General features: G+C 68.3%; 23 protein-coding genes and 2 pseudogenes. 16 read left to right on the forward strand and 9 right to left on the reverse strand.

All coding sequences use genetic code 11. The features are described from left to right. Positions 1–228: 228 nt before the first annotated feature. The 9 genes and pseudogenes from ABGB18_RS45020 to ABGB18_RS45060 all read left to right on the forward strand — a co-directional run. Positions 229–474: pseudogene (locus ABGB18_RS45020) on the forward strand (integrase core domain-containing protein); the annotation flags it as partial. 368 nt (positions 475–842) lie between these two features. Then, positions 843–1,883 (forward strand): NADP-dependent oxidoreductase, encoded by a 1,041-nt coding sequence (locus tag ABGB18_RS45025; RefSeq protein WP_347701847.1) that lies wholly within the window; start codon positions 843–845, stop codon positions 1,881–1,883. 48 nt (positions 1,884–1,931) lie between these two features. Beyond that, positions 1,932–2,309, forward strand: coding sequence for a MerR family transcriptional regulator (locus tag ABGB18_RS45030; protein WP_347701848.1), 378 nt, complete (start codon positions 1,932–1,934; stop codon positions 2,307–2,309). 239 nt (positions 2,310–2,548) lie between these two features. Beyond that, positions 2,549–2,974 (forward strand): VOC family protein, encoded by a 426-nt coding sequence (locus ABGB18_RS45035; RefSeq protein ID WP_347701900.1) that lies wholly within the window; start codon positions 2,549–2,551, stop codon positions 2,972–2,974. Positions 2,975–3,233: 259 nt separating this feature from the next. Then, positions 3,234–4,040 carry an alpha/beta hydrolase gene (locus ABGB18_RS45040; RefSeq protein WP_347701849.1) on the forward strand — a complete coding sequence of 269 codons (807 nt, stop codon included), beginning with the start codon at positions 3,234–3,236 and terminating at the stop codon, positions 4,038–4,040. Continuing rightward, complete coding sequence (locus ABGB18_RS45045) at positions 4,037–4,591, forward strand: TetR/AcrR family transcriptional regulator (RefSeq protein ID WP_347701850.1); 555 nt, start codon at positions 4,037–4,039, stop codon at positions 4,589–4,591. Before ABGB18_RS45040 ends, ABGB18_RS45045 begins: the two co-directional genes overlap by 4 nt. 494 nt (positions 4,592–5,085) lie before the next feature. Beyond that, on the forward strand, positions 5,086–7,311 hold the full coding sequence (locus tag ABGB18_RS45050; protein WP_347701851.1) for a molybdopterin cofactor-binding domain-containing protein: 2,226 nt from the start codon (positions 5,086–5,088) through the stop codon (positions 7,309–7,311). An 11-nt stretch (positions 7,312–7,322) separates the two neighbouring features. Then, positions 7,323–7,778, forward strand: coding sequence for a (2Fe-2S)-binding protein (locus tag ABGB18_RS45055; RefSeq protein ID WP_347701852.1), 456 nt, complete (start codon positions 7,323–7,325; stop codon positions 7,776–7,778). Positions 7,779–7,992: 214 nt separating this feature from the next. Beyond that, positions 7,993–8,808: an SAM-dependent methyltransferase gene (locus tag ABGB18_RS45060; RefSeq protein WP_347701853.1), complete on the forward strand. Its 816-nt coding sequence runs from the start codon at positions 7,993–7,995 to the stop codon at positions 8,806–8,808. Between the two features lie 170 nt (positions 8,809–8,978). Here ABGB18_RS45060 and ABGB18_RS45065 read toward each other — a convergent pair. Both ABGB18_RS45065 and ABGB18_RS45070 read right to left on the reverse strand, forming a co-directional pair. Beyond that, positions 8,979–9,119, reverse strand: a pseudogene (locus ABGB18_RS45065) (LysR family transcriptional regulator); the annotation flags it as partial. A 1,103-nt stretch (positions 9,120–10,222) separates the two neighbouring features. Next, positions 10,223–11,068 carry an MBL fold metallo-hydrolase gene (locus ABGB18_RS45070; protein ID WP_347701854.1) on the reverse strand — a complete coding sequence of 282 codons (846 nt, stop codon included), beginning with the start codon at positions 11,066–11,068 and terminating at the stop codon, positions 10,223–10,225. A gap of 86 nt (positions 11,069–11,154) precedes the next feature. Here ABGB18_RS45070 and ABGB18_RS45075 point away from each other — a divergent pair, with 86 nt between their 5' ends. Together ABGB18_RS45075 and folP are read left to right on the forward strand one after the other, a co-directional pair. Beyond that, positions 11,155–11,763, forward strand: coding sequence for an XRE family transcriptional regulator (locus ABGB18_RS45075; RefSeq protein WP_347701855.1), 609 nt, complete (start codon positions 11,155–11,157; stop codon positions 11,761–11,763). A gap of 817 nt (positions 11,764–12,580) precedes the next feature. After that, positions 12,581–13,474 (forward strand): dihydropteroate synthase, encoded by an 894-nt coding sequence (gene folP, locus ABGB18_RS45080; RefSeq protein ID WP_347701856.1) that lies wholly within the window; start codon positions 12,581–12,583, stop codon positions 13,472–13,474. 32 nt (positions 13,475–13,506) lie between these two features. Here folP and ABGB18_RS45085 read toward each other — a convergent pair whose 3' ends face one another. Both ABGB18_RS45085 and ABGB18_RS45090 read right to left on the reverse strand, forming a co-directional pair. Continuing rightward, positions 13,507–14,454 carry an ornithine cyclodeaminase family protein gene (locus ABGB18_RS45085; protein WP_347701857.1) on the reverse strand — a complete coding sequence of 316 codons (948 nt, stop codon included), beginning with the start codon at positions 14,452–14,454 and terminating at the stop codon, positions 13,507–13,509. A 531-nt stretch (positions 14,455–14,985) separates the two neighbouring features. Beyond that, a complete protein-coding gene (locus tag ABGB18_RS45090; RefSeq protein ID WP_347701858.1) occupies positions 14,986–15,861 on the reverse strand; it encodes an alpha/beta fold hydrolase in 876 nt (291 codons plus the stop codon). Between the two features lie 226 nt (positions 15,862–16,087). On the opposite strand from ABGB18_RS45090, the gene ABGB18_RS45095 reads away from it, so the two are divergent. Then, entirely contained in the window at positions 16,088–16,468 is a 381-nt protein-coding gene (locus ABGB18_RS45095) for a DUF4158 domain-containing protein (RefSeq protein ID WP_347701859.1), read from the forward strand. A 15-nt stretch (positions 16,469–16,483) separates the two neighbouring features. On the opposite strand, the gene ABGB18_RS45100 is transcribed toward ABGB18_RS45095, so the two are convergent. Further along, complete coding sequence (locus ABGB18_RS45100; RefSeq protein ID WP_347701860.1) at positions 16,484–17,164, reverse strand: recombinase family protein; 681 nt, start codon at positions 17,162–17,164, stop codon at positions 16,484–16,486. Positions 17,165–17,432: 268 nt separating this feature from the next. Continuing rightward, the gene (locus ABGB18_RS45105) at positions 17,433–18,419 is read right to left on the reverse strand and encodes an AsnC family transcriptional regulator (RefSeq protein WP_347701861.1); all 987 of its coding nucleotides are present in this window, start codon (positions 18,417–18,419) and stop codon (positions 17,433–17,435) included. 114 nt (positions 18,420–18,533) lie between these two features. Here ABGB18_RS45105 and ABGB18_RS45110 point away from each other — a divergent pair, with 114 nt between their 5' ends. Both ABGB18_RS45110 and ABGB18_RS45115 read left to right on the forward strand, forming a co-directional pair. Continuing rightward, complete coding sequence (locus ABGB18_RS45110; protein WP_347701862.1) at positions 18,534–19,382, forward strand: NAD(P)H-binding protein; 849 nt, start codon at positions 18,534–18,536, stop codon at positions 19,380–19,382. 63 nt (positions 19,383–19,445) lie between these two features. Continuing rightward, entirely contained in the window at positions 19,446–19,736 is a 291-nt protein-coding gene (locus tag ABGB18_RS45115) for an antibiotic biosynthesis monooxygenase family protein (RefSeq protein ID WP_347701863.1), read from the forward strand. 310 nt (positions 19,737–20,046) lie between these two features. Here ABGB18_RS45115 and ABGB18_RS45120 read toward each other — a convergent pair whose 3' ends face one another. Together ABGB18_RS45120 and ABGB18_RS45125 are read right to left on the reverse strand one after the other, a co-directional pair. After that, the gene (locus tag ABGB18_RS45120; protein ID WP_347701864.1) at positions 20,047–20,388 is read right to left on the reverse strand and encodes a hypothetical protein; all 342 of its coding nucleotides are present in this window, start codon (positions 20,386–20,388) and stop codon (positions 20,047–20,049) included. Positions 20,389–20,423: 35 nt separating this feature from the next. After that, a complete protein-coding gene (locus ABGB18_RS45125; RefSeq protein ID WP_347701865.1) occupies positions 20,424–21,278 on the reverse strand; it encodes a universal stress protein in 855 nt (284 codons plus the stop codon). A gap of 31 nt (positions 21,279–21,309) precedes the next feature. On the opposite strand from ABGB18_RS45125, the gene ABGB18_RS45130 reads away from it, so the two are divergent. Next, positions 21,310–21,612, forward strand: coding sequence for a hypothetical protein (locus ABGB18_RS45130; RefSeq protein ID WP_347701866.1), 303 nt, complete (start codon positions 21,310–21,312; stop codon positions 21,610–21,612). 261 nt (positions 21,613–21,873) lie between these two features. Continuing rightward, positions 21,874–22,239, forward strand: a complete 366-nt coding sequence (locus ABGB18_RS45135) for a spore germination protein GerW family protein (protein ID WP_347701867.1) — start codon at positions 21,874–21,876, stop codon at positions 22,237–22,239. A gap of 60 nt (positions 22,240–22,299) precedes the next feature. Here the strand turns inward: ABGB18_RS45135 and ABGB18_RS45140 are convergent, their stop codons facing one another. Beyond that, on the reverse strand, positions 22,300–23,169 hold the full coding sequence (locus tag ABGB18_RS45140; protein WP_347701868.1) for a GerMN domain-containing protein: 870 nt from the start codon (positions 23,167–23,169) through the stop codon (positions 22,300–22,302). Positions 23,170–23,264: the final 95 nt, after the last annotated feature.

The following is a 23,264-nucleotide window of genomic DNA, read 5'->3' on the forward strand; positions in this document are numbered from 1 at the left end:
ACGCCCTTCTGCGCGGCCTTCGTTGTCTCGGCGAACGTGGCTTCGCGCTCCTGGAGCAGCGCTGGCGCACCCTTCAGCATTTGACGCTCAGCCCCTCACGAATTGGCGATGTGGCCCGAGCAGCGCTCGTTCTCACCCACTTCGAGCACGGACGGATCATGTGAAAGTCGCAGAGAAAACCTCAGTCAATATACGTCTCACGAGTATGCCGTCACGCTGAACCGGCATGGCTTAAGGCGGTCGGTCGGGCGAACTGGAATCTGTTTTGACAACTCGATGGCGGAATCGTTCTTCGGCAAACTGAAGACGGAGTTCGTTCATCATCGCAGTTTCACGAGTGTGGCGGAGGCACGTACCGCTGTGATCAAATATATAGAGGGCTTCTATAATCGTCGGCGCCTGCATTCTGTGTTGGGTTATCGGCCGCCGCTGGAAGTCCTCGAGGAATGGCACGCTCGGCGAGCCGCTGCATGATATAGTTCATTTACTCCGGTGTCCGGAAAAACGGGGCATGTCAGTCCATGGCGTACCCCCACTATGGGGGTCGGCGATGCCGCCAGCCGACAGTGATCCAGGCTTACCGGGCCTGGCCCCCAAAGGCTCGTTGCCCAGAAAGAGGCGACTTCACCGGCAACGACTTGTGGTACCGCCTCGGCAACACCACTCGGCTGCGGCTGTCGATCACGACCTCGGTGGAAGGGGCAAGCGCGTTGGTGCCACCACGGACGGCGTTGGCACTGGCAGGGGCGACGACGACCCGCTTGAGTTCCTGGCATGTCCTGGGCAGTCACCGGACGAACGGCTTGACCTTCACGTATGGGTGAACCCCTACGGTCCTCGGCATGGACGCACCTTCGAAAAGCACAATATTCTCCGGCACCTCCCGCACCGGACTGGAGGTCAGGCTTGCCGCACGCCCGGAGGGCCTGCCCACTCCCGGCGACTTCGAGATCGCCGAGGTCGCTGTCCCTGATCCCGCAGGGGGTCAGGTACTGGTCCGCAATCTGTTCATGTCGCTCGAGCCCGGCATGCTCATGTTGATCGCGGGGATCTCGGGTCTGCCGATGCCCCGCTATGAGATCGGCGAGGTGATGTACGGCGCCGCCATCGGCGAAGTGATCGCCTCCGCCGACCCGTCACTTGTCGCGGGGGACCTGGTGATGCATCGGTTCGGCTGGCGCGAGTACGCCGTGGCGCATGCTGGGCTGTTCCGTCGCGTCGACCGCAACGCCTACCCGACCCCTTCTACCTACCTGGGCTCCGGGCTGGTCGCGTATGTCGGGCTCATGGAGGCCGCGGAGCTACGGCCCGGCGACACCGTCTTCGTCTCCAGCGCGGCTGGAGCGACTGGAAACATGGCCGGTCAGATCGCCCGGCTCAAGGGGGCGTCCCGGGTGATCGGCAGCGCCGGATCACCCGAGAAGGTCGCCCACCTGACCGGCGAACTCGGGTTCGATGCGGCCTTCGACTATCACGACGGCCCGATCGTGGACAGGCTGCGCGAGGCCGCCCCCGAGGGCATCGACGTCTACTTCGACAACGTGGGCGGCGAACAGTTGCAGGCCGCGATCGAGCTCATGAACCCGCACGGCCGCATCGCGCTGTGCGGAGCCCTCAACCGGCAGGGCGAGAGCCGTCCTGACAACGGGCCGGGCGACCTGCTCAGCGTGATCGGCAAGCGCCTCACCATGCGCGGCTTCACCATGAGCGATCATCTTGACCGTGCGCCGGAGTTCGACACGCAGTTCCGTACCTGGCTGAGCGAAGGCGCGATCGTCCACGACGAGACGGTGATCGACGGGCTCGCGAACGCGCCGCAGGCCCTCCTCGGTCTCGTGAAGGGCGCATACACCGGGAAGACGGTGGTCCGGCTCGGGACTTGACCTTGATGGGTACGTGAAGTCGTACGGTTGGACTCGGAGGTGCCTGTGATGCTCATCGGTGAACTGGCCGCGGAGGCCGGGACCACGACCCGTGCCCTGCGCTACTACGAGGAGCAGGGCCTGCTGGAGTCCGGCCGTACGACTGCGGGATATCGCGTGTACGAGCCCAGCGCAACCCTCCGCGTCCGCAACATTCGTGAGCTGCTGGCCTGCGGGTTCACCGTCGAAGACGTGAAGTCGTTCCTGGACTACCTCGACGCTGAGCTGCCCGAGGTGTTCTGCTACGCGCCGCCGTGCGCCGCCAGTAACGCCGTCGCCGCGCAGCGGGTGGCTGAGCTGGAGGAGCGCATCGCCACTCTCACCCGCCTGCGCGACGGCCTTGTCCACCGCATGCCCTGGCTGGCGGCGCCTGGTGACACCGCGTAGACGAGCGGGGCGCCTGATTGTGAGGTGCCGCGGACTCACCCCGCTGGCGGGTGCGGCTCAACGTACGGGCCGCGCCTGAAAGTCACGGCCGCGGGCGCCGTGACCTACAGAGGCAGCAAGTCAGGCCGTGAGGGCGGCCGCCTCCCAGTGTCGAGAACGTGGCGCCGGCTCCGTCCCAGGCATACCAGCGGCCACGACGGGCCGCGTGACCAAGGAGAACCACCATGACGCTCCAGCGGATGGACAACGTCGGCATTGTCGTCGACGACCTCGAGGCTGCCATTGCGTTCTTCGTAGAACTCGGCATGGAGCTGGAAGGCAAAGCGCAGATCGAGGGCCCCTGGGCGGACCGTACCGTCGGACTCGACGGCGTCCGCTGCGACATCGCGATGATGCGGACCCCGGACGGCCACGGCCGGCTGGAACTGGCGAAATACCACACCCCTGCGGCGATCGGCGCGAGACCGCACAACCCGCCGCACAACACGCTGGGCATGCATCGCGTCATGTTCGCCGTCGGCGACATCGACGACGTCGTCGCCCGCCTGCGCGCCCACGGCGCCGAACTCGTCGGCGAGGTGGCCCAGTACGAGGACAGCTACCGGCTCTGCTACCTCCGCGGCCCCGAGGGGATCATCGTCGCGCTGGCCGAGCAGCTCAGCTGACTGCCCGTCGCGGCCGGCCCGCGACCGACCAGGACGATCCGGAACCAGATCCGGCGGCCTCAGGGCCTGCTCTCCGTCGTCCCGGATCCTGAACTACGTGTCAGGGGTCACCCGCCGCCATCGCAAGTCGATCGGGGTCAAGGGCGGGCGTGGCCGCCCCTGCCTGCTGATCACGTGGGAGTTGCCTGTCACGTGGGCAGGAAGTTAACCTGAGCCGTAAATTGACCGACTGGTCGGTCAAAGTACGGAGGGATTCGCGATGCCTTTTGTCCAGACCAGAGCGGGGCAGGTGTTCTATGCCGAGCAGGGGAGTGGCCGGCCGCTCGTGCTGCTGCACGCCACCCTGCACGACCACACCGACTTCGACGCCGTGGCCGGACCGCTGACGGCCGCCGGCTACCACGTGCTGGCCGTGGACTGGCCGGGCCACGGCCGTTCCGAGATGCCCGCCGGGCCGACGGCAGTGACCGCGCCGCTGCTGGCCGGCGTACTCGCCGACTTCGCCGCCGAACTCGATCTCGCGCCCACCGTGTTCATCGGCAATTCGGTCGGCGGGTACGCCGCGGCCAGGCTCGCGCTGGAGCACCCGGACCGGGTCGCCGGGCTCGTCCTGGTCAATGCCGGCGGGTTCGTCAAGGTCCCCCGCCTCGCAGCCCGCGTCCTAGGCGTCCCGGTCGTCAACCGGGCGGTGTTCCCCCATCTCATTCCCCGGTACATGAAAGCCGGCAGCGACCGGACCCGCGCCATCACCCGCCGGGTCCAGGACCGGGCGCGCAGCAGGACAGGCGCCGCCGTCTCCGCCGCGCTGTGGCGGAGCTTCGCCGATCCGGCTTACGACCTGCGGGCCGACGGGCCCCGGCTCGGCGTGCCCGTGCTGGTGGCATGGGGGGCGCGGGACATCATCCTGCCCCTGTCCGCCGCACGCCGGACGCAGGCGGCGATACCCGGCGCGGACCTGCGGACGCTGCAGACCGGGCACGTGGCCTTCGCCTCCGATCCGGACGGGTTCCTGGGCCTGGTACTGCCCTTCCTCGAATCGGTGGCGACTGCCGGGAGCGCGCAGTGAGTACCGGCGTCCGGCAGCAGCGCGCGGCGGCCACCCGCAAGCAGCTCATCGCCGCGGGCCTGTCCTTGGCGGAGCGGACGGGCCTGGCCGGCATGAGCGTCAACCTCATCGTCACCGAGGCAGGCGTGGCCAAGGGCACCTTCTTCCACCACTTCCGCGACCGGTCGGAATTCCTGCTGGCGCTGCACACCGAGTTCCACGACCGCACGTTCGCGAAGATCGAGAAGACGATTGCGGGTATGCCACCGGGCCGGGCGAGGCTGCTCGCGGCCGCGAACGCCTACCTCGATGAATGCCTGACCCATCGCGGCGTCCGGGCCCTGCTGCTGGAGGCCCGCGTCGACCCGGCGATCATCGAGGCGATCGCCTCCCGGAACATGCTGGTCATCCAGCTGAGCAGCCCCGACTTCGCCGCCATGGGCTGGGCGCACCCGGGGCCGAGCGCGGCCATGTGGAACAGCGCAGTCGTGGAGGCCGCCCTCCTCGAGCTGAACGGGGGCGGTTACCAGCCCGAAATCCGGGCGGCGCTGGCGCAGTTCCTCCGGGAATAGCGGATCGCCGGGGAACGGCGAAGCAACGGACGGTCGGCGCGGCGCGTGGGCGCCCGCGGCGGGCACAAGATTCACATTTGCCGCTGTTTCCGCCGGGGAGTGCTGCCGTTGGTGGGCGATGAGTCCCGCCTCGGTGGGCGCGTGGTGGGCGACCAGCCGGTACGGCGGCGCCGTGAGCCGGCGGGTGGCGCCTCTGGGCGGCAAGCCGCTGGGGCGGGCCCGACCGAGGCGTTGATCGAAGAATCGGCGACTCTCGCCTGAGCGCGGTATTGGGCGGCCGCTGCGGCGATCCGCCGGCGCCGTGCAGGTGACCGGGAACAAGCGGGCGTCATCTCGGTGCTGCCCACGTGCCCTGAAGGGGCGATCGCCGTGCCCTGGTGGCCGTTTCTTCCTCAACTCGTGGCGGCGCGAGGCGTGCCGAGATAATCTATCCGATCTCTCGGACTTGGCCGCTTCTGTTAAGAAGGACCATTCTCACAGTCAGAAGGGATCCGATGGGCAGTCCCACCCCGAGCTCCGCCCGGCACGAGGACGGCGCGGTCGACCGGCGCCGCTTTCTGACGGTCCTGGTCGCCGCTCCAACCCTGACACTCGCGCTCAGCACGGAGACGACCGCCCCCGCGTACGCCGGTTCGAGCGTCCCGCAACCCGCGGACATCATGGACGCCGGTGACGCGCTCATCCTCGCAGCGACCCCGACCGCGCACCTGATGCTGGTCCTGGAGGTGGCCGAGAACGGCGAGGTGCGCGTCGAATTACCCCGCGCCGAAGTCGGTCAGGGCATCACCACGGCGGTGGCGATGCTGGTCGCCGAGGAGCTGGACGTCCCGCTGGGCAAGGTGCGTGTACGGCTCGCCGACGCGCGACCCGAGCTGCTGCTGAGCCAGCTCACCGGAGGCTCCAACTCGGTCCGCGCGCTCTACGATCCGGTGCGCAAGGCGGCCGCCGCCGCGCGGGCACGCCTGGTCGCCGCGGCGGGTGAGTTGTGGGACGTACCGGCCAACCGTCTGGTCACCCGCGGCGGCGCGGTGGTCGCGCCGGACGGGCGCAGGGCCGCGTACGGTTCCCTCACGACTCGCGCGGCGAAACTTCCCCTGTCGCGTCTCACCGCCAAGCCCAAGCCGGAGTCCGAGCACAAGCTGGTGGGCACCCCGACCTCGCGTGTGGACGCCCGCGCGATGGTCACGGGCCAGTTGCGGTACGCGCTCGACATCGATGTGCCGGGCGCCAAGCCGACGATGGTGCGGCGCCCGCCGACGATCAACGGCACCGTACGGTCGGTGAAGAACGAGGCCGCTGTTCGGGCCATGCCCGGCGTGATCGCCCTCGCCGTCATCCCCACCGGTGTCGCGGTCATGGGTGAGACGTTCGGACAGGTGATGGACGCCGTCGAGGCGCTCGACGTCACCTGGAACGCCGGGACCGTCGACGCCCTGTCCGACGCCGGGATCCGCAAGCGCCTGCACGCCGCGGTCCTGCCGGCCGTGGTGCCGCCGCTGACCGGCCACATCGAGGCGGAGTTCGACTTCGCGTTCGTCAGCCACGCGCCCCTTGAGACCAACTGCGCGATCGCCGACGTGCGGAAGGACCGGGCCGAGATCTGGGCCGGGCTGAAGTCGCCGATCCTCGCCCGGCAGGACATCGCCGCGGCGCTCGGCCTGCCGCAACGACGGGTCACCGTCCATGTGACGCAGAGTGGCGGCTCGTTCGGCCGTAAGTTGTTCCCCGACGCCGCGGTCGAGGCGGCGCGAATCTCCAAGGCGGTGGGCAGGCCGGTCAAGCTGATGTGGTCGCGGAGCGACGACATGCGACACGGCCGGGCCCGCCCGGCGAGCCACCACAAGATCCGCGCCACCTACGCGCGCGGCAAGGTGCTGACCTATGAGCACCGAGTGGCCGCCGTGGAGACGGATTTCAGGCACGGCGTCGGCGAGATGCTCACCGCCGTCGCGACCAGGCTCCCGGTCGCCGGCAACATGAGCTTCGCCCAGGCCGTCTTCCACCTGAGCGTGAAGGTCCCCTACCGCTTCGGCGTCGTCACGGAACTGCTCAAAGAGGTGCCGCTGAAGATGCACACCGCCAGTTGGCGGTCGGTGTGGTCCGCCAACACCCGCGGCGCCGAGGAGATCGTCGTCGACGAACTGGCGGAGAAGATGGGCAAGGATCCCGTCGCGTTCCGCCGTGAGTTCCTCAAGACCGCCCGGCAGCGCGCGGTGCTCGACAAGGTGGCGGAGGAGGGGAACTGGGGCCGCGACATGCCGGCGGGCTTCGCCCAGGGCGTCGGGTTCCATGACGAGTACAAATCCTGCACCGCCTGCCTGGTCGAGATCGACGCGCGAAATCCGAAGAAGCCGCGGGTGGTCAAGGCCGTCATCGCCGCCGACGTCGGCCGCCCGATCAACCCGCGCGGGCTGGAGGCGCAGTTGCTCGGCGGCCTGACCGACGCCATCTCCACCACCCTGCGGGCGGGCCTGCACATCGACAGGGGCCTGCCGCTGGAAGGCAGCTACTCACAGTTCCACTACGCGCGGCAGAAGGACTCGCCGACCAAGGTGCAGATCTTCATCATGCCCGCCAACGGCGAGCCGGGTGGCGCGGGCGAGCTCGGCGTGCCCGCCGCGGTCGGCGCCATCGCCAACGCCTACGCGCGGGCCACCGGCACCAGGCCGCGTAGCTTCCCGATCAACTTCGACGTCGACTTCACCCCCTTCCCCCGCTGAGGAGCCGCGAGATGCCCCGCTACACCTTTTCGGTGAACGGGAGGACCGTCACCGTCAACGCGCCCGCAGACCTGCCCCTGCTGTGGGTGCTGCGTGATCGGCTCGGCGTGACCGGCCCGAAGTACGGCTGCGGGATCGATGTGTGCAAGGCGTGCACCAGCCACCTCGACGGAAAGGCGATCAATCCCTGCGTTGTCCCGGTGTCCGAGGCCCAAGGCAGAGAGGTCACCACGATCGAGGGTCTCGCCGACGGCGACAGGCTGCACCCGGTGCAAGAGGCATGGCTGGAGCAGGACGTCGCGCAGTGCGGCTACTGCCAGCCAGGCCAGATCATGGCCGCCGTGGCACTGCTGAACGAGACCAGGAACCCCACTGACGCACAAATCGATGCGATCGAGAACGTCTGCCGTTGCGGCACCTACTTCCGGATCCGAGAGGCGATCAAGAGAGCGGCGGCGAAGATGTAGCGCCCTCGATGTCGGCCAGAGAGCGGAGTCCCGGGCTCGGCGCGGTCTCGCGCGTGCTGGGGCCGCGGGCGTACCGGGCGCCGGTCGCGGCCACCACGGCGTCTCGCGCGCCGGACTCCCTGGCCGTCAGCGGCCCGATGTTCGCAGGAATGGATCATGATGAGATGATCGATGGAGTGGGTGTGGATTATCCGTGCGAGGCTGGGAGTTAGGGATGACCGAGCAGGAACGAGCCCCAGCGGGGATAGACCCGACCGTGCCGAGCGTCGCCAGGATGTACGACTACCTGCTCGGTGGCAAGGACAACTTCGCCGCCGACCGCGAGGCCGCTGCGCGAATCCTGAAGATCTCTCCCAATGGGAAAGAGATCGCGCGAGACAACCGGGAGTTCCTGGGTCGCGCCGTACGCGCGGTCGCCGAGGTGGGGATCCGCCAGTTCCTTGACATCGGCACTGGCCTGCCGACCCAGGAAAACGTCCACCAGGTGGCGCAGCGGGCCGCTCCCGACTCCCGGGTGGTCTACGTCGACAACGATCCGATCGTGCTCGCGCACGCCCGTGCCCTGCTGGCGAAGACCCCGGACACCATCGTGGTGAATGGCGACATGCGTGACCCCAAGGCCATCCTCGGTGACCCGGATGTCACACGACACCTCGACCTGCGGCGTCCTCTGGCTGTACTCCTGGTCTCCGTGCTGCACTTCGTCGGCGACGACGACGAGGCCTTCGGCATCGTCCGCGCCATCCGTGAAGCCCTGCCCTCAGGGAGCCATCTGATCCTCTCCCACGTGACGGCGGGCGAGCTCGGCAGTGAGGACGTCGGCAAGGGCCGCGCGATCTACCGTGGAACCACATCGGGTGCCTTGGCCCCTCGCTCGCGCGAGCAGATCACCGCCTTCTTCGAGGGCCTGGAGTTGTTGGAGCCGGGCCTGGTGGAGACGTCCGTCTGGCGTGCCGAGGGCCCAGGGGAGCTGTCGATCGCCGGCCCGGGAGGAGCCGGGTTCCTCTGCGCCGTCGGGCGAGTCCCCTGACCACGGAAACCCTGGCTTCGCCGGGACGCGGGCCACGGCGCCCCGGTCCGGGGCGTGGGCGTCAGGATGCGTCGTTGTTCGGCGGGGCCGCCCCGGACGGGCAGGACGCGCACTCCTGGTGACATCGCGGGGACGGTGGCGGCGCGGCGCGGGACGATCTGCCCGGCAGGGGTCAGCCGCACGCCGTCGTGGCGGCGGTGCGGCAGCGGTGTTCCGGCCGCGCGTTCCAGCGAGGCGATCTGGCGGGACACCGCGGGCCGGGTGTGGCCGAGCGCGGGAGCGGCCGTGGTGAGCGTGCCCCGCTCGGCCACCTCGCGGAAGTCAACAACGCCGGTGTGATGGCCTGCCCCGAGCAGTACACGCCGGAGGGCTGGGAGCGGTCGATGCGGCTCCCGATCCCGTCAAGTGGTCAGGAGATGTTCGCAGGCGTCGAAGCCCTGCGCCATCTGATTCTCGGATCACAGGTGCAAGGTCAAGCGGCCCGCAGCTCCTGGCAGAGGGGTTGATCACCACAACCTGCCGCTGTCATCACCAGGAGCTTCCGGGACCAGATCGTGCCGTCGCTCACTCGGTGGTTGACCCCGGCGGCGCTCGCCGTCAACGGCCCCGCCGTACGGTAGGCGATACCCAGCTCAGCCAATGAATGGGCGGCTGTCGTACTAGTATGTCTTGATCCTGTACGTGTGGTCGACAATCGTGGGGTGGCTGTCGGGGCAGTAGGCGTATGAGTGTTCGCCGACCGCCACCCAGGGGCCCAGACCTCCTTTGGTTTTCCCCGACTTATTGATGCAGACCGCGAGGGCCCGCGCATATCCCGAGCCGGTCTTGCACGTGGCCCAGGTGCCATCAAGGCTGTAAGTGAACCCGGTTTCGCAGTTGCCGGGTGGAGGGTCCGCGTACGCCGCCCCTGGGGCGATGGTGACGGCCGCTGCCGCTGCGACGAGAACTGCTACACCAATCGCTTTCGCGCGATTCACGATAAAAGGTCCTTTCTGTTGGCGATCGGATCGGCCTCGGCTTGTGGTGCTTCATTTGTAGTCCTGCCGCTGTTTCCTTACTGTTTCCGCACCATGGTCACGGCTGATAGCAGAATGCGCGGGGCATGGCGTCTCCAAGATCATGGAGCTCATGAGGTCCTGCCGGAACACCGCAACCGCAGCGAACGGAAAGGCGGGAGCCAAGCGCCGAGCCAGACATCCCGGCCTGTCGCGAACGCGCCGCCAGGCTGGACGCGGGCCGTGCTGAGCAGCTCATCGGGCATGGGCGGCGTCTCCGTGGGCTGGAGGCCGCCGCGCATGCGGCTGGTGTAGCGGCGGCCTCCAGGTGGTCGGGTTCGTGGGCGACCAGCCGGGCCAGTCGAGCTTGCCTTCATGGCCGCCATCGGCGGGCGCGGCCCGGAGGCCGACCGGCTCGGTCAGCCGATCGGTGGTGCGAGGTATTCCAGCGCATAACCGTCGCCGGAGGGGGTTACGCGGGCGATGCCGGGTGAGTCGAGGTGGGCGCCGGCTACGAAGTGGTGTGGTTGGGTCAGTTGTTCGAGGAGGGCCGCTCGCGCGGCGCGGGCCTGGGACTGGTTGCCGTCGAGCTCCCAGGACACGTTCGGCTGATCGAATTGGAGCGTGGGAACGTGAACGGTGTCGCCCCAGACGAGAAGGTGGCCGGTGCCGCTCCTGACGTCGTAGACGGTGTGACCGGGCGTGTGGCCCGGTGTCGGGATCGCGGTGGTCCAGTCGTTGATCGCGACCTTCTCCGACACGGGTACGACCCGGTCGCGGATCGGCTCGAGCCGCCCCGTGAACACCGAGGTGTCGCCCGCGCCGATCCACACGCGCTCGAGTTTGGTGAACGCCTCTGAACCGTCCGGCGCGATCAGGCCGCTCACGTGGTCTTCGTGCTTGTGGGTGATGGCGACATCGGTGACATGCGCGCGGTCGATTCCCGCTTCGTCGAGCGCGTCGTAGATCAGTCCCATGGTGGGGTCGTGCCAGGCGTTGGACGCGCCGGTGTCGATGAGAACCGACCGCGTGCCGTCGGTGACGAAGAAGGCGTTGACCGACAGACGCAAGTTGTCGCCGGCCAGCGGGACGGCGGCCGGCAGCTCATCGAGCGTCCGCCCATCCTCGTCTCGGAGTCGTGTCGGCGGCATGTCGATATACCCGTCTCGCAGCGAGATCACCTGCAGATCGCCGAATTCGAACGTGGCATGGTGCCGGCCACTCGAGATCAAGCGCATGGAACCTCCGTCGTGTTGGGCGCGCATCGCGCGTCTCCTATAGGAGAAAAGATCTTCTTTAGGAGAATACCCTACACTGTGGGCAGCGAGTACCCCATCGATCGAGGAGCACGGTGGTTGAGCAAGACGGAAACGCGGCCGAACCACAGCACGGTGACGACCTGGCCGGCGCGTTCGGCGGCAACGTGCGGCGACGCCGCGAGGAGGCGGGTCTGACGCTGGAGCAGCTGTCCACACAGTCGTCGGTCAGCCGGGCGATGCTGTCCAAGGTCGAACGCGGTGAGAAAAGCCCGACGATCGGCGTCGCGTCCAGGATCGCCCACGCGCTCGACGCGTCGCTCTCGGATCTGATCGGTGCGCCGGCTGCTGCCGCGTCTGGTGTGGCCATTGTCATGCGCAAGAACGATCGCCCCGTTTTCCGTGACCCGGAAACCGGCTTCGAGCGGCACATGGTGTCAGCGGCCCCGGGCGCGGGAGGAGCCGAGATGGTCGTCCACTACCTCCCCGCGCAGGTCTCTACCGGGCTGCTGCCCGCGTATCCGCCGGGTACGGAGAAACAACTCGTGGTGCTCGAAGGCACCCTCACCGTCGCGATCGGCGGGATCAGCGAGACCCTGAACACAGGCGACTCCCTGTTCTTCCAGGCCGACGCGGACCACGGCTTCGCCAACCGAACGAACGCTCCCTGCGAATACATCATGGTCATCTCGCGCAGAACCTGATCGGCCGCAGCGGGCCTGGACAAAGCTGGCCGGGGCATCGCACGGGCGGCACGTTCGCCCCCCCGATTCCGGGACCACCGCAAGCTGTACCACGCCCTGCCTGTTGTTCTCGGCCGCCGCCCGCGAGATGGTCACCCTCCTTTGCCCTCCACGGTGCTGGGCACGGCCACGAGCAGCTACGGAACGCGCCGAGATCGAGCGGCGGCGGTTTCTGCGCGTGTACGGCGTCGACAAGGCGATCGATTAGCGGCGGTTATCGGCGTATTAGCGATCTGCTCTTGTTCCCTTATCTCGCACCCGAGGACAATAAATCAATCTGCTGATGATTTGACCCCCGGGGGGAGGTGAGCCATGCGTTCCCGTGACTTCTGATCATTCTTGGGCGAGGGACATGGGTCAGCAATAAGGGTCAATAAACGGCCGGGCGGTAGGAAGCGGGGGGCGACCTTGAGTACCGGCCCCCGGACGGGTGACCAGCTCGCCCGCGTCGCGCTGGCTGTGCTGGTGTACCGGAAGGACGTCGACGGCGCCGCTGACCGCTCTGACGTACAGCCTCACCTTCCTGCCGCCCCTCTGCTGTCCGGCCGGGCCGATCGCCGCCCCGCCGGACCGTGATGGTGCGGACCGCCCTGGAGCGCGGGGTCCTGGTTGGGTTGATGGCGCCTCCGGTGACGCCGCTGGGCGTGGTCATGGCGCGCTCGTCCCGTCGACGGGTCCATCGGCACCTCGACCGTGAACGAGGCCGACCGCGGTGCCGGTTGAGAGGAACCGCAAGGGCCTCGCACATGCTCGAAAGGAAGGGGAAAGTGGGCAAGCGGTGGAAGCATATTATCCGCGACTGATCGCGCCTGTGAGACGGGTCGGCAAGCGCTATTTCGATTTCTCGGCGAAAATCGTGGTGATGGCGATCGTCAACGTGACGCCGAACTCTGGGCTCGATCCGAACAGATCGCTGGACATGGGGCGCGCAGTCGCCACGGCGGAACGAGCGATCAGGGAAGGGGCGGACTGGATCGATGTCGGCGGGCGCGCGTTCCGCGCCGACCAGGAGCCGCTCACCGCGGAGCAGGAAATCGCGCGTGTGGTGCCCGCCATTCGCGAGATAAGAGCCGCCACGGATGCCGTGATCTCGGTTGACACGCACTTGGCACGGGTCGCGGAGGCGGCTTGTGAGGCCGGTGCCGACGTCGTGAACAGCACGAACGGATTGCGTGATCCAGGGCTGGCCGAGGTCATCGCGGATGCGGGCGCCGGAGTGGTCATCGCGCACAGCCTCGTCGGTCCACATGTCCATGCCGCTCGGCCGGCATATCGAGATGTGGTGCGGGAGACGAAGCACTTCTTGCGCGATCAGCTCGGCCACGCGCTTGCCTCGAAGATCGAGCCGGAGCGAATCTTCATCGACCCTGGCCACGACCTGAACAAGACGACGGATCATTCAAACGAGCTGACCCGGCGGCTGCCGGAGATCACGGAACTCGGGTATCCCACAGTGGTGGCCGTGAGCAACAAGCACTTCGTTCGCGAATCGCTGGGCGTCGGGCGGGACCATCCCATGCTGACCGAGGGAACGGTGGCGGCGAATGTTATCTGCGCCTTCAACGGTGCGCGGATCGTTCGGGTACACGATGTGGGCGCCAATGTCACCGCCATGCGCGCGGTCGAAGCCCTGCTTCGCCTGCGGGATACGGATGGTCCCGGAGGTTCTTGAGTTGTCCGGCCGTCGCCAGGCCTGGGCCCATATCAGGACGTGCTCAGGAAATCGATGGTGGCACCGAGGCCACGCCGTTCGGACTCGAGGTAGGCGAGCCGGCTGAGGGCGAGGTCCTGCCAGGGCAGGCCCACCGGGCCGTACACCGTGATCTGGGCAGGGTCGGTGCGGCCTGGATGGTCGGCGCGCAGGATCTCGCCGAGGGTGGCGTGGGCCGCCTCCGCTGGGAGACCGGTTGCGGCGAGCATGCCCATGGCGGCGGCGAGCGGGCGGTCGTCGACCGCGAGCACCCCGGCGCTCTTCAGAATGGAACGTGAGAGTTCCTGTTTGCCGGGTTCGTCGGCGCCCAGGGTGGTCAGGTGGTGGCCGGGGCGGACGTCGGGAAGGTCCAGGAGCGGGGCGCGGGACCAGGTCGCGAGGATGAGGATGTCGGCGTGGCCGGCGACTTCGGCGGCCGATCCCGCGACGCTTCCACCGTGACGGGTGGCGAACGCGGAGGCCCGCTCCCGGGACACGTCGTGGACGATCAGGTCGCTCAAGGGGCGCAGTCGCCGCAGGCCCGTCATCACCAGGTCCGCCTGGGCGCCCGCGCCGATGATGCCCGCGACGGCGTTCTGCCGGGGCGCCAGGGCGTGGGTGCCGAGGGCGGCCGCCAGCCCCGTGCGCCAGGCCGTGATGGTGGCCGAGTCGAGCAGCGCGAGAAGCTCGCCGTCCTGCCCGCTGTGCAGGCAGATGACACCGCGCAGTGCCGGGCTCGCCGCCGGGAACTTGGCGTTGATTTTCACCGTGTACGCGTCGATCCCGGGAATCAGGCCGGGGATGAGGGCGGTGGCCGTGCCGGGGAAGGGTAGATCCGTCCGGATCCGCTGCCCTGCGATCGTCGCGTTGTCGTCCTGGATGAAGCCGTGGCGCAGAGCCTCGATGCAGGCGTCCGGGTCGAGCAGGGCGAGCAGATCATTGCGGGTGAGGATTCTGGTCATGCCCATCATGGTGCCAGTCGTGGTCATGGTGCGGACGCCGGGCGTCGCCGGGTGGAGGTCAGAGGATCGGCCCGATGACTCCGCCGCCGACGCGCAGGGCCGCCCCGTGATTTCGGAGGCCTGGTCGGATGCCGGGAAGACGGCGAGGTTCGCGATCTCGTCCGGATGGAGGAATCGGCGCACGAGCGAGGAGGAGTTCGGTCCTGCGAAGGAGTCGTGCCCGAACTGGGCCGAACGGCGTGCTTCCCGCGGGGACGGCGGATTCGTAGCCGTCCCTGGTCATGGCCCGGGATGAACGAGTTGACCGTGTCGCCGCGTCCGGCACCCAGTTGTCCAGCGTGTACTCGTTGACACCCAGATCCCGGGCAATGTGCGCGACGGGCTTGCCCGTCTCCTTGACGATACGCACCGCCCCAGCCCGGAACTCCGGATCAAAACGACGTCTCGCGGTTCCTGCCACGACCAAACCTCTTGGTTCGGTCTCCACGCTACGAGGGGAAGCCCAGCGCGGCCCCGCCCCCGCAAGGCGGGTCACAGCCGGATCAGGTCGGCGACCTCCTCGGGCAGGCCGGGTGAAGTCATGACATGGCCCATCCCGGGCACGACGTGCAGTACCGCGCCCGGAATCGCGGCAGCCAGGGCCTCGCCGTGACCGAGCGGATAGACCGGATCCTGGTCGCCGTGCACGATCGAGGTCGGCGCGGTGATCGACGACAGCGGGGCGAGCAGGTCAGGGGCGTCCATCCACGCGGCCCGGTGATGGTTGGCCGCGGCCGCCGGGTCGGGGGCCCGCGACAGCGCCAGCTCCAGCATCGCCCGGGCGGCCGGCTCGTCGAACGGCCGAACCGGCCCGTTGAAGACCCGGAACAAGGCCACGTCGGACTCCACTCCCGGCGGCAGCCCGGCGGCCAGATGCGCGAGAAACGCCGGCGAGGGCGGCGGCAGATCATCCGGGTCGGCCGGCCCCCCGGCCCGCGCGCGTGCCCACGCCGGGCGGGGATCATGACCCATCGGCGAGCTGGACATCACCGTCAAAGACCGGACCCGGTCCGGCGCGTGCACACCCAGCCATTGCGCGATCATGCCGCCCAGGGAAGTCCCAGCCACATGAGCGGAGCTCAGGCCATAACCGTCCAGCACAGCCAGGCAGTCGCGAGCCATGTCCACGATCGTGTACGGATGGGCATCGAAGTCGACAACGCTGGACCGACCGGTGTCCCGATGATCGAACCGGATCACCTGCACCCCACGCTCAACAAGCCGACGAACCAGTGCATCGGGGCAGCTGACACCCTGTGCAGCCGACCCCATGACCATCAAAACAGCGGGAAGCCCAGGATCCCCGAACCGCTCAGTCCAAATCCGCAGCGGCCCGGAGGCCACAAATCGCTCGTACGCATCCAACATGGAGGCACGGTAGCCGATGCCTGCTGCCGAACGCCGACATTTACCGATGACCCGGCCGTGAACAACGCGCCGCGACTGACAGGGGTCCCGGTAGCAATGAAGAAATTTCCCACGAAATAGCATCTGACCTGCATAAACGGAGACGCTTGACCACCTGTGGCGGGTGATGATCACTGCCGCTACGTTCGTTCCGGTTTCATCCGGTACGGCAGGTAGAGGTGGTGCGTTGTCCGAGAAGATGTTCTCCGAGGAGCAGCTGGAACAGCTGCGCTCGTACCCGGAGATCGCCAGCGATGAGTTGATCAGGTATTTCACGCCGGCGGCGGCGGACGTGGCGTTCGTCGATCCGGGGAAGGGGCGGGGGCCGGTCGACCAGCTGGGCATGCTGGTCCAGCTCTGTACGCTGCCGTGGCTCGGATTCGTACCCGACGACGTGACCGCAGCGCCGCCCGCGGCCGTGGCACGGGTCGCGGAGCGGCTCGGGGTGACCCCGGCGGCGCTGCGGTTGTATGGCAAGCGCGATCAGACTCGCTCGGATCATCTGGGCCAGGTCGCCAAGTATCTGGAGTGGCAGACGGCTCCGGCAGGCAGTCAGGCGATGAAGTGATCCGGCCCGGCGTGCTCATCTTGGCCAAGATGGTCGGCACGGCCCGCAAGGCGGCCTCGGATCTGACCTCGCAGCTGGTGGGGCATCTGCTGACCGGTGAGGTCCGTGCCGATATGTAAAGGTTTCTGGCCCGTGGATGATGCGGTGGATGGTGGAACGTCCGACGCTGTACTCGGTGGCCAGGTCGGCCAGGGACACCGCGCCCTCGGCGTAGCGCCGGCGGATGGAGCGACGGGCGGGTTCGGGCAGTTTGGGTTGCTTGCCCTTGAGCTTGCCGTTCTTCTTGGCCAGGGCCATGCCTTCGCGGGTGCGCATGTGCCCGACGTTGGCTTCGAACTCGGCGACCATGGCGAGGGTTTGCAGGAACAGTCGCCCGAACGGGTCGTTCCAGTCGTAGACGGATGCGCCCAGGCCGAACAGGACGCCGCGTCCTGAGAGGCCGGTGAGGATCTCGTTGGCCTCGGCCGTGTTGCGGGCGAACCGGTCGAACTTGGTCACGGTGAAGACGCTGCCGTCCCACACGGCGGCGAGGGCCTGGTCGAGGCCGGCGCGGTTGCGGCGGGTGGTGCCGGAGAAGCCGCGGTCGATGTAGATCCGGTCCTCGGGTACGCCGAGGGTCAGGAGGTGCTCGGTCTGGATGGTGACGTCTTGCTCGTCGGTCGAGCAGCGGGTGTAGCCGACGCGGGTTCCGTTCACGGCTCCAAGTGTTCCGAATAGGGGGGCCTTCACCGGAACAGTTCGCGGAACACCCTAGACGGAACACCTCGACCTGGGGCGCTGTCTCGGCTGGCGGGTGTTCCGGTGGAGGATCCCCTTACGGGACACCGGCACAGACTTCTGACCACCCACCGCGATCGGTCAAGATTAACTATTAGGCGCCCGGTGTCACGGCTCTTACCAACCCCCTGAGCCCCGCGCCGCAACAAGACACCATTGACCGCGTGCGCCGAGGCGATCGCAAGATTCACCCGTCGAGGGCCGCCTGCAGGTGGCGGCCGACGCGTTTACGGGTCTGGATGACCGGGGTCGTCTCTACGTGGGTGATGGCGGGCAGGGCAGCGAGGCGTTCGGTGAGGTACCGGTACACGTCGTGCGCGTCAGTGCAGATCACCGTGGCGACCAGGTTGGTGGGCCCGGTGGTGGCGGCGGCGAAGACTATTTCGGGATGAGAGGCCAGAGCCTGCCCGGCGGCGGCCAGTTCGGCGGGCGGGGCCGAGGCCCACAGCCGCGTGCCCGCGCGGTAGCCGAGGTAGGGGAGATCGAACTCGGCGTAGAAGTGGAGCGCGCCGCTGGCTCGGAGCTCGTCCATCCGCCGCCGCACGGTCGACTGAGACCAGCCGGTGGCGGCCGCAAGATCGGCCAGTCCCGTACGGCCGTCGCGGGCGAGGACGTTGAACAGGCGTAGGTCATCGGCATCGCAGTGCGGCAGGTCGGCGCCCGTCACCGCGTCGGGTCCCGGGCCGAGTCGGCCTGCCTCCTCCGGCGTGAGGGCGTTGAGCAGCCGAACGCGTCCGGGTGAGCCATAAAAGGTGTGCAGCAGCGAGTAGGCGGTGATGTCCACCACCCGCCCATGGCGGGGCAGACGTTCCAGAAGAAGCCGCTCGCTCTCACCGGGAACCCGGGCGCGGATGATGCACTGCACCTCGGTGCCTTCTGAGACCAATTGCACCCACGCCGTGTCGGGACGGCGGGCCAGCGCGGAGGCGATCGCATCGGCCGCCCCCGGGACGCAGCGCAGCCGCAGCATCCAGCGTCCGTGCCCGTAGAAGTTGGCGGGCGGCACCGCCACGACCCGCAGCAGATCGGCCGAACGCAACCGCCGGTAGCGACGCGCGACCGTCTGGTCAGAGACGCCCAGAACCTCAGCGATGCGGCTGAACGGAGCGCGCGCGTCGAGCTGGAGCGCGTGGATCAGCCGTCGGTCAAGCTCGTCCGCCATGTCGGTTTCCACCGTCACAGACTATTCAGTGTCGAATTCGGCTCGTACGGCCGCTTCTGAGTCGCCACAAGGGGGCACCAGATCGCACGATCGTCGGAAAATGAGACCTCCGAAAGGGATGAGGCAATGATTTTGGTGATCGGGGCCACGGGAAACGTGGGGCGACACGTGATCTCCCAACTCCACGCGACGGGCACGGCCGATGTCCGCGCCCTGGTGCTTCCGAGCGAGGCCGCAGCCACCCGAGTGCCCCACGGCATCAGCGTCGCGACCGGAAGCCTCGACGCCCCAGAAGGACTGGCCGAGGCACTGACCGGGATCAAGACGGTCTTCCTGGTGTGGCCGTTCCTCACCACCCAAGGCGCGCCCGCTGTGCTGGAAGCGATCGCCCGGCACGCCCAGCGCCTGGTCTACCTGTCCTCGGTCGGCGTGGACGGCCGCCCCGAGGAACGCGACGACCCCATCTTCAAACTGCACGCCGGCATGGAAGGCCTGATCGAGGAGTCCGGCCTGCCACGGACCATCCTGCGGGTGGACACCATCGCCAGCAACACCCTGGGCTGGGCCGAGCAGATCCGGACCACCGGAGTGGTGCGTGGCCCGCTGACCGCGGCGACGGCGGTCATCGACCCGCGTGACATCGCGGCCGTCGCCGCCCGCACGCTCACCGACGACACTCATCTGGGCGCGACCTACCGGCTGACCGGGCCCCAGACGATCAGCCGCCCCGAACAGGTCCAGGCAATCGGTGCGGCGATCGGCCGCGAGCTCCGCTTCGAAGAAGTCCCCGTCCAGGACGCGCGGGCGCAAATGCTGGCCGACGGCCGTCCGCCCGCCCTCGTGGACGCGCTACTGTCGGCGGCCGAGAACCGCTCGTCCTCGACCCTGGTCACCTCGACCGTCACGGACCTCACCGGGAAACCACCGCGCAGCTTCCAGCAGTGGGCACGCGACCACCGCGAGACCTTCCGCTGACTGGGCGCCCCAAGCCGAACCGGGCAGACACACCTGACGTCCCTTCCGTGCGGAGCAACACCCGTGGTCATCGAACATGCCGAACTGGTGATCGCCCTCGGCCGGGAGGCCGAGTTCGAAGAGGCTTTCGCCCGTGGTCGCCAAGCTGTCGCGCAGGCTGCCGGCTACCGCTGGGCCCGTCTCATCCGCCAGATCGAAAATCCTCACAACTATCTCCTGCTGGTTGGCTGGGAGACCGTGGAGGCACATACGGTTGACTTCCGCCAGTCCGAACTGTTCCAGCTGTGGCGCGAAGCGGTCGGCGAGTTCTTCGCCACCCCACCTGTCATCACGCACTACGCGCAAGCATCTTGAGGCGCGGACAGTTCCCGCCACGGGAGCAACCAAGAGCGACAGGCGATTCTCAAACACCCCGCGGTTGGGGCGGGTCAGAGATCGTTCTCGCCTACGAACGGAGGTCGATCACTGATTCGAGGAGGCGTGTTGCAGGACGATGATCGCCGCGGGGAAGCGAGATGGCAGATTGGCGAGAACCCCGGCTGGTGGCTGTCAAGCCTCCGGCTGACGAGACGATGATCGGGACGGCTTCGGGGACAAGCAGCGGAGCGGGCGTGTTCTCCGGCCGGACAACGGCGGTCCTCGCGGACACCATGGTCATCTTCTTTCACCTCAGAGCAGGACGTGTTCCTCTGGCGGGGGAACGACGGCGTGCCAGCATGCCGTGCAGGTGCTCGGTGACGCCGAGGATGTCCTCGATGGCAGGCAGATGCCGGCCCACCTGAGCCGCGAAGCAGGCCGTCGCGCCGCAGACGCGCACGTGGCGACGCCCGCGCGGGGCTGCCAGATCCGGGTAGAAGGCCGGGGGACCGAGCCCGGCCGCCGCGGTCAGTCCGAACCGTCTGGCCACCTTCGGTGCCCCGCATTCCGGCCGCCGGCGGCCGAGCACGGTCATCTCGGCCTCGCGCGCCGCCTGCGGGAGCGCCATCGAGGCGGTTCCGTTCGTCAAGCGTGGCTGGACGTCCACGTCAGGGGCCAGGGCTCTCAGAAGGTCCTGCCGCCCTGACGGACGATGGCGACGGGACACCTGGCTTGTCGCACCATGGCCGCCGCCACGGAGCCGAACCGTCCGTGCGGGCTCCCGACGACCATCAGGGTCGTGTCGGCCACGGCGGCGAGTGCGTCGCCCGCTCCTGACAATGTCGTACGGGCCTCGATCGTGACGTTCGGCGCCTTCTTCCTCCACGGTGTGAGGAGGTCTGCCAGCCAGTCTTCAGCCGCATTCCGAGCCGCCATCGGGTCGAAGGCCGGGATGGTCACTCCTCTCCAGGAGGCCGCCGGCAGATCCCACGCATGGATGACCACCAGGGGCAGCCCGCGCATGGCCGCTTCGGTACAGGCGAAGGCAAGCACCGCCTCGGCCTTGCCGTCATCCGCCACACCCGCCACGATCGGCCCCGGGTGAGAAGGCCGCGGCAGCGAACCCTTACCACGGACCACGATGACCGGGCAGGACGCGTGAGCGGCCACATGAGCGGCCACCGAACCGACGACCGCCCGAGCCACCGCGCCCAGTCCGCGGCAGCCGACCACGAGCAGGTCGGCATCGCCTGACAGCGCCTCCAGCCGCTCGGTCGCCGACCCTTCGTACAGGTCGGAGCGCACGTCCAGTCCCGAGGAACTCGCTCGCGCACAGTCGGCACCGTGCCAGAGCACATGCTCGGCAGCTCTCCGCAACGACTCGCGCGCCGATTGATCTCCCCCGCCGTAGGGCCACTGCCACGCGTGACAGACGGTGAGCGGAAGCCTCCTCAGTTCGGCCTCGTCCATCGACCAGTCCAGCGCCTGCATCGAGTGGTCGGAGCCGTCATAGCCGACGACCACGCCAAATGTCTCCACTTGTCCACTCTTGGCAGGATCGCCGTGCGATATGCGCCCCGCCCCGCAAGCTTTCACGTTTCCCGCCCAGGACTTGGGCCGGCGTCGAAGCAACGCGGCCAAAGGCGCGTTCCTCATCCGCGCGGATGTGAGCGGTCACAGCGGCGAAGACATCCAGCGGCGGCCCATCGGTCGTGCGGCTTGCCGGGCTCGCCGGGTCGTCCGTTGCCGAAGCGCGCTCGCAGGATTGCGCACCACGGCTCCGCTGCCGGTGCCCGGAGTGATCGACGCGATGATGAAACCCGGCTTCGGCACGGCGACGCTGCTCGTCTATCCGGCGCTGACCTTTTCCTGATCAGGTCCTTGTCCGCCGTCCGCAGGACGTTGGTCCCTGCCGCATCCGCGGTGGTGTCGCCCACGATGAGAGGCAGGCGGCCGTCGATGGACGTGGCCTGCGATTGGGGGCTCGGATGGACGGAGCGCAAGGTTCGCGGCCGCAGAACCGGCCGAAGTCGGCGCGTGAACCTGGAGACGACCGTGTGTCATCCGGTCTTGCCAGCGGCGCGCCACCACTTCGTCATCGCCGCCTGTCACCCACCTTCAGAAGCGAGGAGCGATGATGGACAGCATCGACGTGAGCGGCACGGTCAAGGAGGTCGCCCGGGTCGACCGGGTCTTCGGCGAACCGGCCACGCAGGACGGAGTCACGATCATTCCAGTCGCCCGGATCGGCGGCGGCGGTGGCGGCGGCAGCGGCAAACAAGAGGGAGAGCGGCCCGGCGAGGGCTCCGGCGGGGGCTTCGGGCTGGGCGCCGCGCCCGCGGGTGTGTTCGTCGTCAAGAACGGCGATGTCCGGTGGCGGCCCGTGATCGACATCAACAAGGTCATCCTGGGCGCTCAGACGGTCGCCGTCGTCGCCCTGCTGACCATACGGGCCATCGCCCGGATGCGGTACGGCAGCCGGTCGAGCAAGCGGCGGTGACCGTCCTCAAAAGGCCAGGGCCCGGGCGGCTGGTCGCCGTCCGGGCCGTGAGCGTGCCGGCTACGGTTCCAGGCTCCTCGGGACGGAGTCAGATGGGCCATAGGGCTGCTGGGTGTGCCCGCGGGCATCGTAGATCTTCACCCATTCGATGGACGGGAACTGCTTGAGCGTCGGATTGATCTCGTCGGCGATGGTGAAGGTCGATCCCGCGCCGGTGAGCCGGCCGGTCAGGTAGACCCTGGCGACTCCCCGCTTGACGGTCAACTTGCTGAAGCCGGTGGTCTTGGAGCTGACGAAGCGCAGCCCTCGTGCCTTCTCGGCCTGCGTAGGCCCGGCGAACAGCCGCTGCAGCGCGCCGTAGGCGGTGGACGGCGGGATCGCGGGCCGCGGCACCGCCGTGGTGTACGGCTGTCGGCCGGCGTTGTAGTTGGCCGTGTTGAGAAAGTAGTCACGTACCGGGACCGTTCGGTACGGGGTGGCGATGTCGACGACCACCCGGCTGGGCCGGGTCAGCTTGTAGACCCGGTACGAGGCGTGCTTGGCCAGCCCGACTCCGTAGGTCAGTTCGGAGTTGTAGGGGGTGGCGGACACGACCTGGATGACGCCGGGCAGCGGGTAGGCGGTGCGGGTGGGACCTGATGTGGTGCCGGCTTCCTCGAAGCGGATCCGCAGCAGCGCGTCTCCCACCACGCCGACGGTGCGGCCGGTGGTCTGGTCGACGTTCCGGTTGACGTAGCGGGTCCGCACCGTGTGCGGGAGGCGACCGCGGAACTCGAACACCAGCCGGTCGAAGCCGGGGTGGTGGGTGGCGCGCACGCCGGTCAGCGTGGGCACCGGGGCGAGCTGGGCCGCCTGCGCGGGGAGAGCCAGCGGGAGGGTCACCACCGTGGCCATGGCCGTTCCGGCGATGAGGGGACGGATCGGGAGCATGATTGATCATCTTCTTTCCCGTGAGTGCTCCTTGACCTAAGCGTCACGCGCGGCGGGAAGGGACAACAGGGCCGAACGGCCCGGCACCGGGTGCC

The organism is Nonomuraea sp. B12E4 (genome assembly GCF_039871825.1).
GTDB lineage: Bacteria > Actinomycetota > Actinomycetes > Streptosporangiales > Streptosporangiaceae > Nonomuraea.

Bases quoted from the DNA above. Each gene is read 5' to 3' on its own strand.
- ABGB18_RS45025 (WP_347701847.1), top strand. From the start codon at position 843: ATGGACGCACCTTCGAAAAGCACAATATTCTCCGGCACCTCCCGCACC.
- ABGB18_RS45030 (WP_347701848.1), top strand. From the start codon at position 1,932: ATGCTCATCGGTGAACTGGCCGCGGAGGCCGGGACCACGACCCGTGCC.
- ABGB18_RS45035 (WP_347701900.1), top strand. From the start codon at position 2,549: ATGGACAACGTCGGCATTGTCGTCGACGACCTCGAGGCTGCCATTGCG.
- ABGB18_RS45040 (WP_347701849.1), top strand. From the start codon at position 3,234: ATGCCTTTTGTCCAGACCAGAGCGGGGCAGGTGTTCTATGCCGAGCAG.
- ABGB18_RS45050 (WP_347701851.1), top strand. From the start codon at position 5,086: ATGGGCAGTCCCACCCCGAGCTCCGCCCGGCACGAGGACGGCGCGGTC.
- ABGB18_RS45055 (WP_347701852.1), top strand. From the start codon at position 7,323: ATGCCCCGCTACACCTTTTCGGTGAACGGGAGGACCGTCACCGTCAAC.
- ABGB18_RS45060 (WP_347701853.1), top strand. From the start codon at position 7,993: ATGACCGAGCAGGAACGAGCCCCAGCGGGGATAGACCCGACCGTGCCG.
- ABGB18_RS45070 (WP_347701854.1), bottom strand. From the start codon at position 11,068: ATGCGCGCCCAACACGACGGAGGTTCCATGCGCTTGATCTCGAGTGGC.
- ABGB18_RS45085 (WP_347701857.1), bottom strand. From the start codon at position 14,454: ATGACCAGAATCCTCACCCGCAATGATCTGCTCGCCCTGCTCGACCCG.
- ABGB18_RS45090 (WP_347701858.1), bottom strand. From the start codon at position 15,861: ATGTTGGATGCGTACGAGCGATTTGTGGCCTCCGGGCCGCTGCGGATT.
- ABGB18_RS45110 (WP_347701862.1), top strand. From the start codon at position 18,534: ATGATTTTGGTGATCGGGGCCACGGGAAACGTGGGGCGACACGTGATC.
- ABGB18_RS45130 (WP_347701866.1), top strand. From the start codon at position 21,310: ATGCGCCCCGCCCCGCAAGCTTTCACGTTTCCCGCCCAGGACTTGGGC.
- ABGB18_RS45135 (WP_347701867.1), top strand. From the start codon at position 21,874: ATGATGGACAGCATCGACGTGAGCGGCACGGTCAAGGAGGTCGCCCGG.
- ABGB18_RS45140 (WP_347701868.1), bottom strand. From the start codon at position 23,169: ATGCTCCCGATCCGTCCCCTCATCGCCGGAACGGCCATGGCCACGGTG.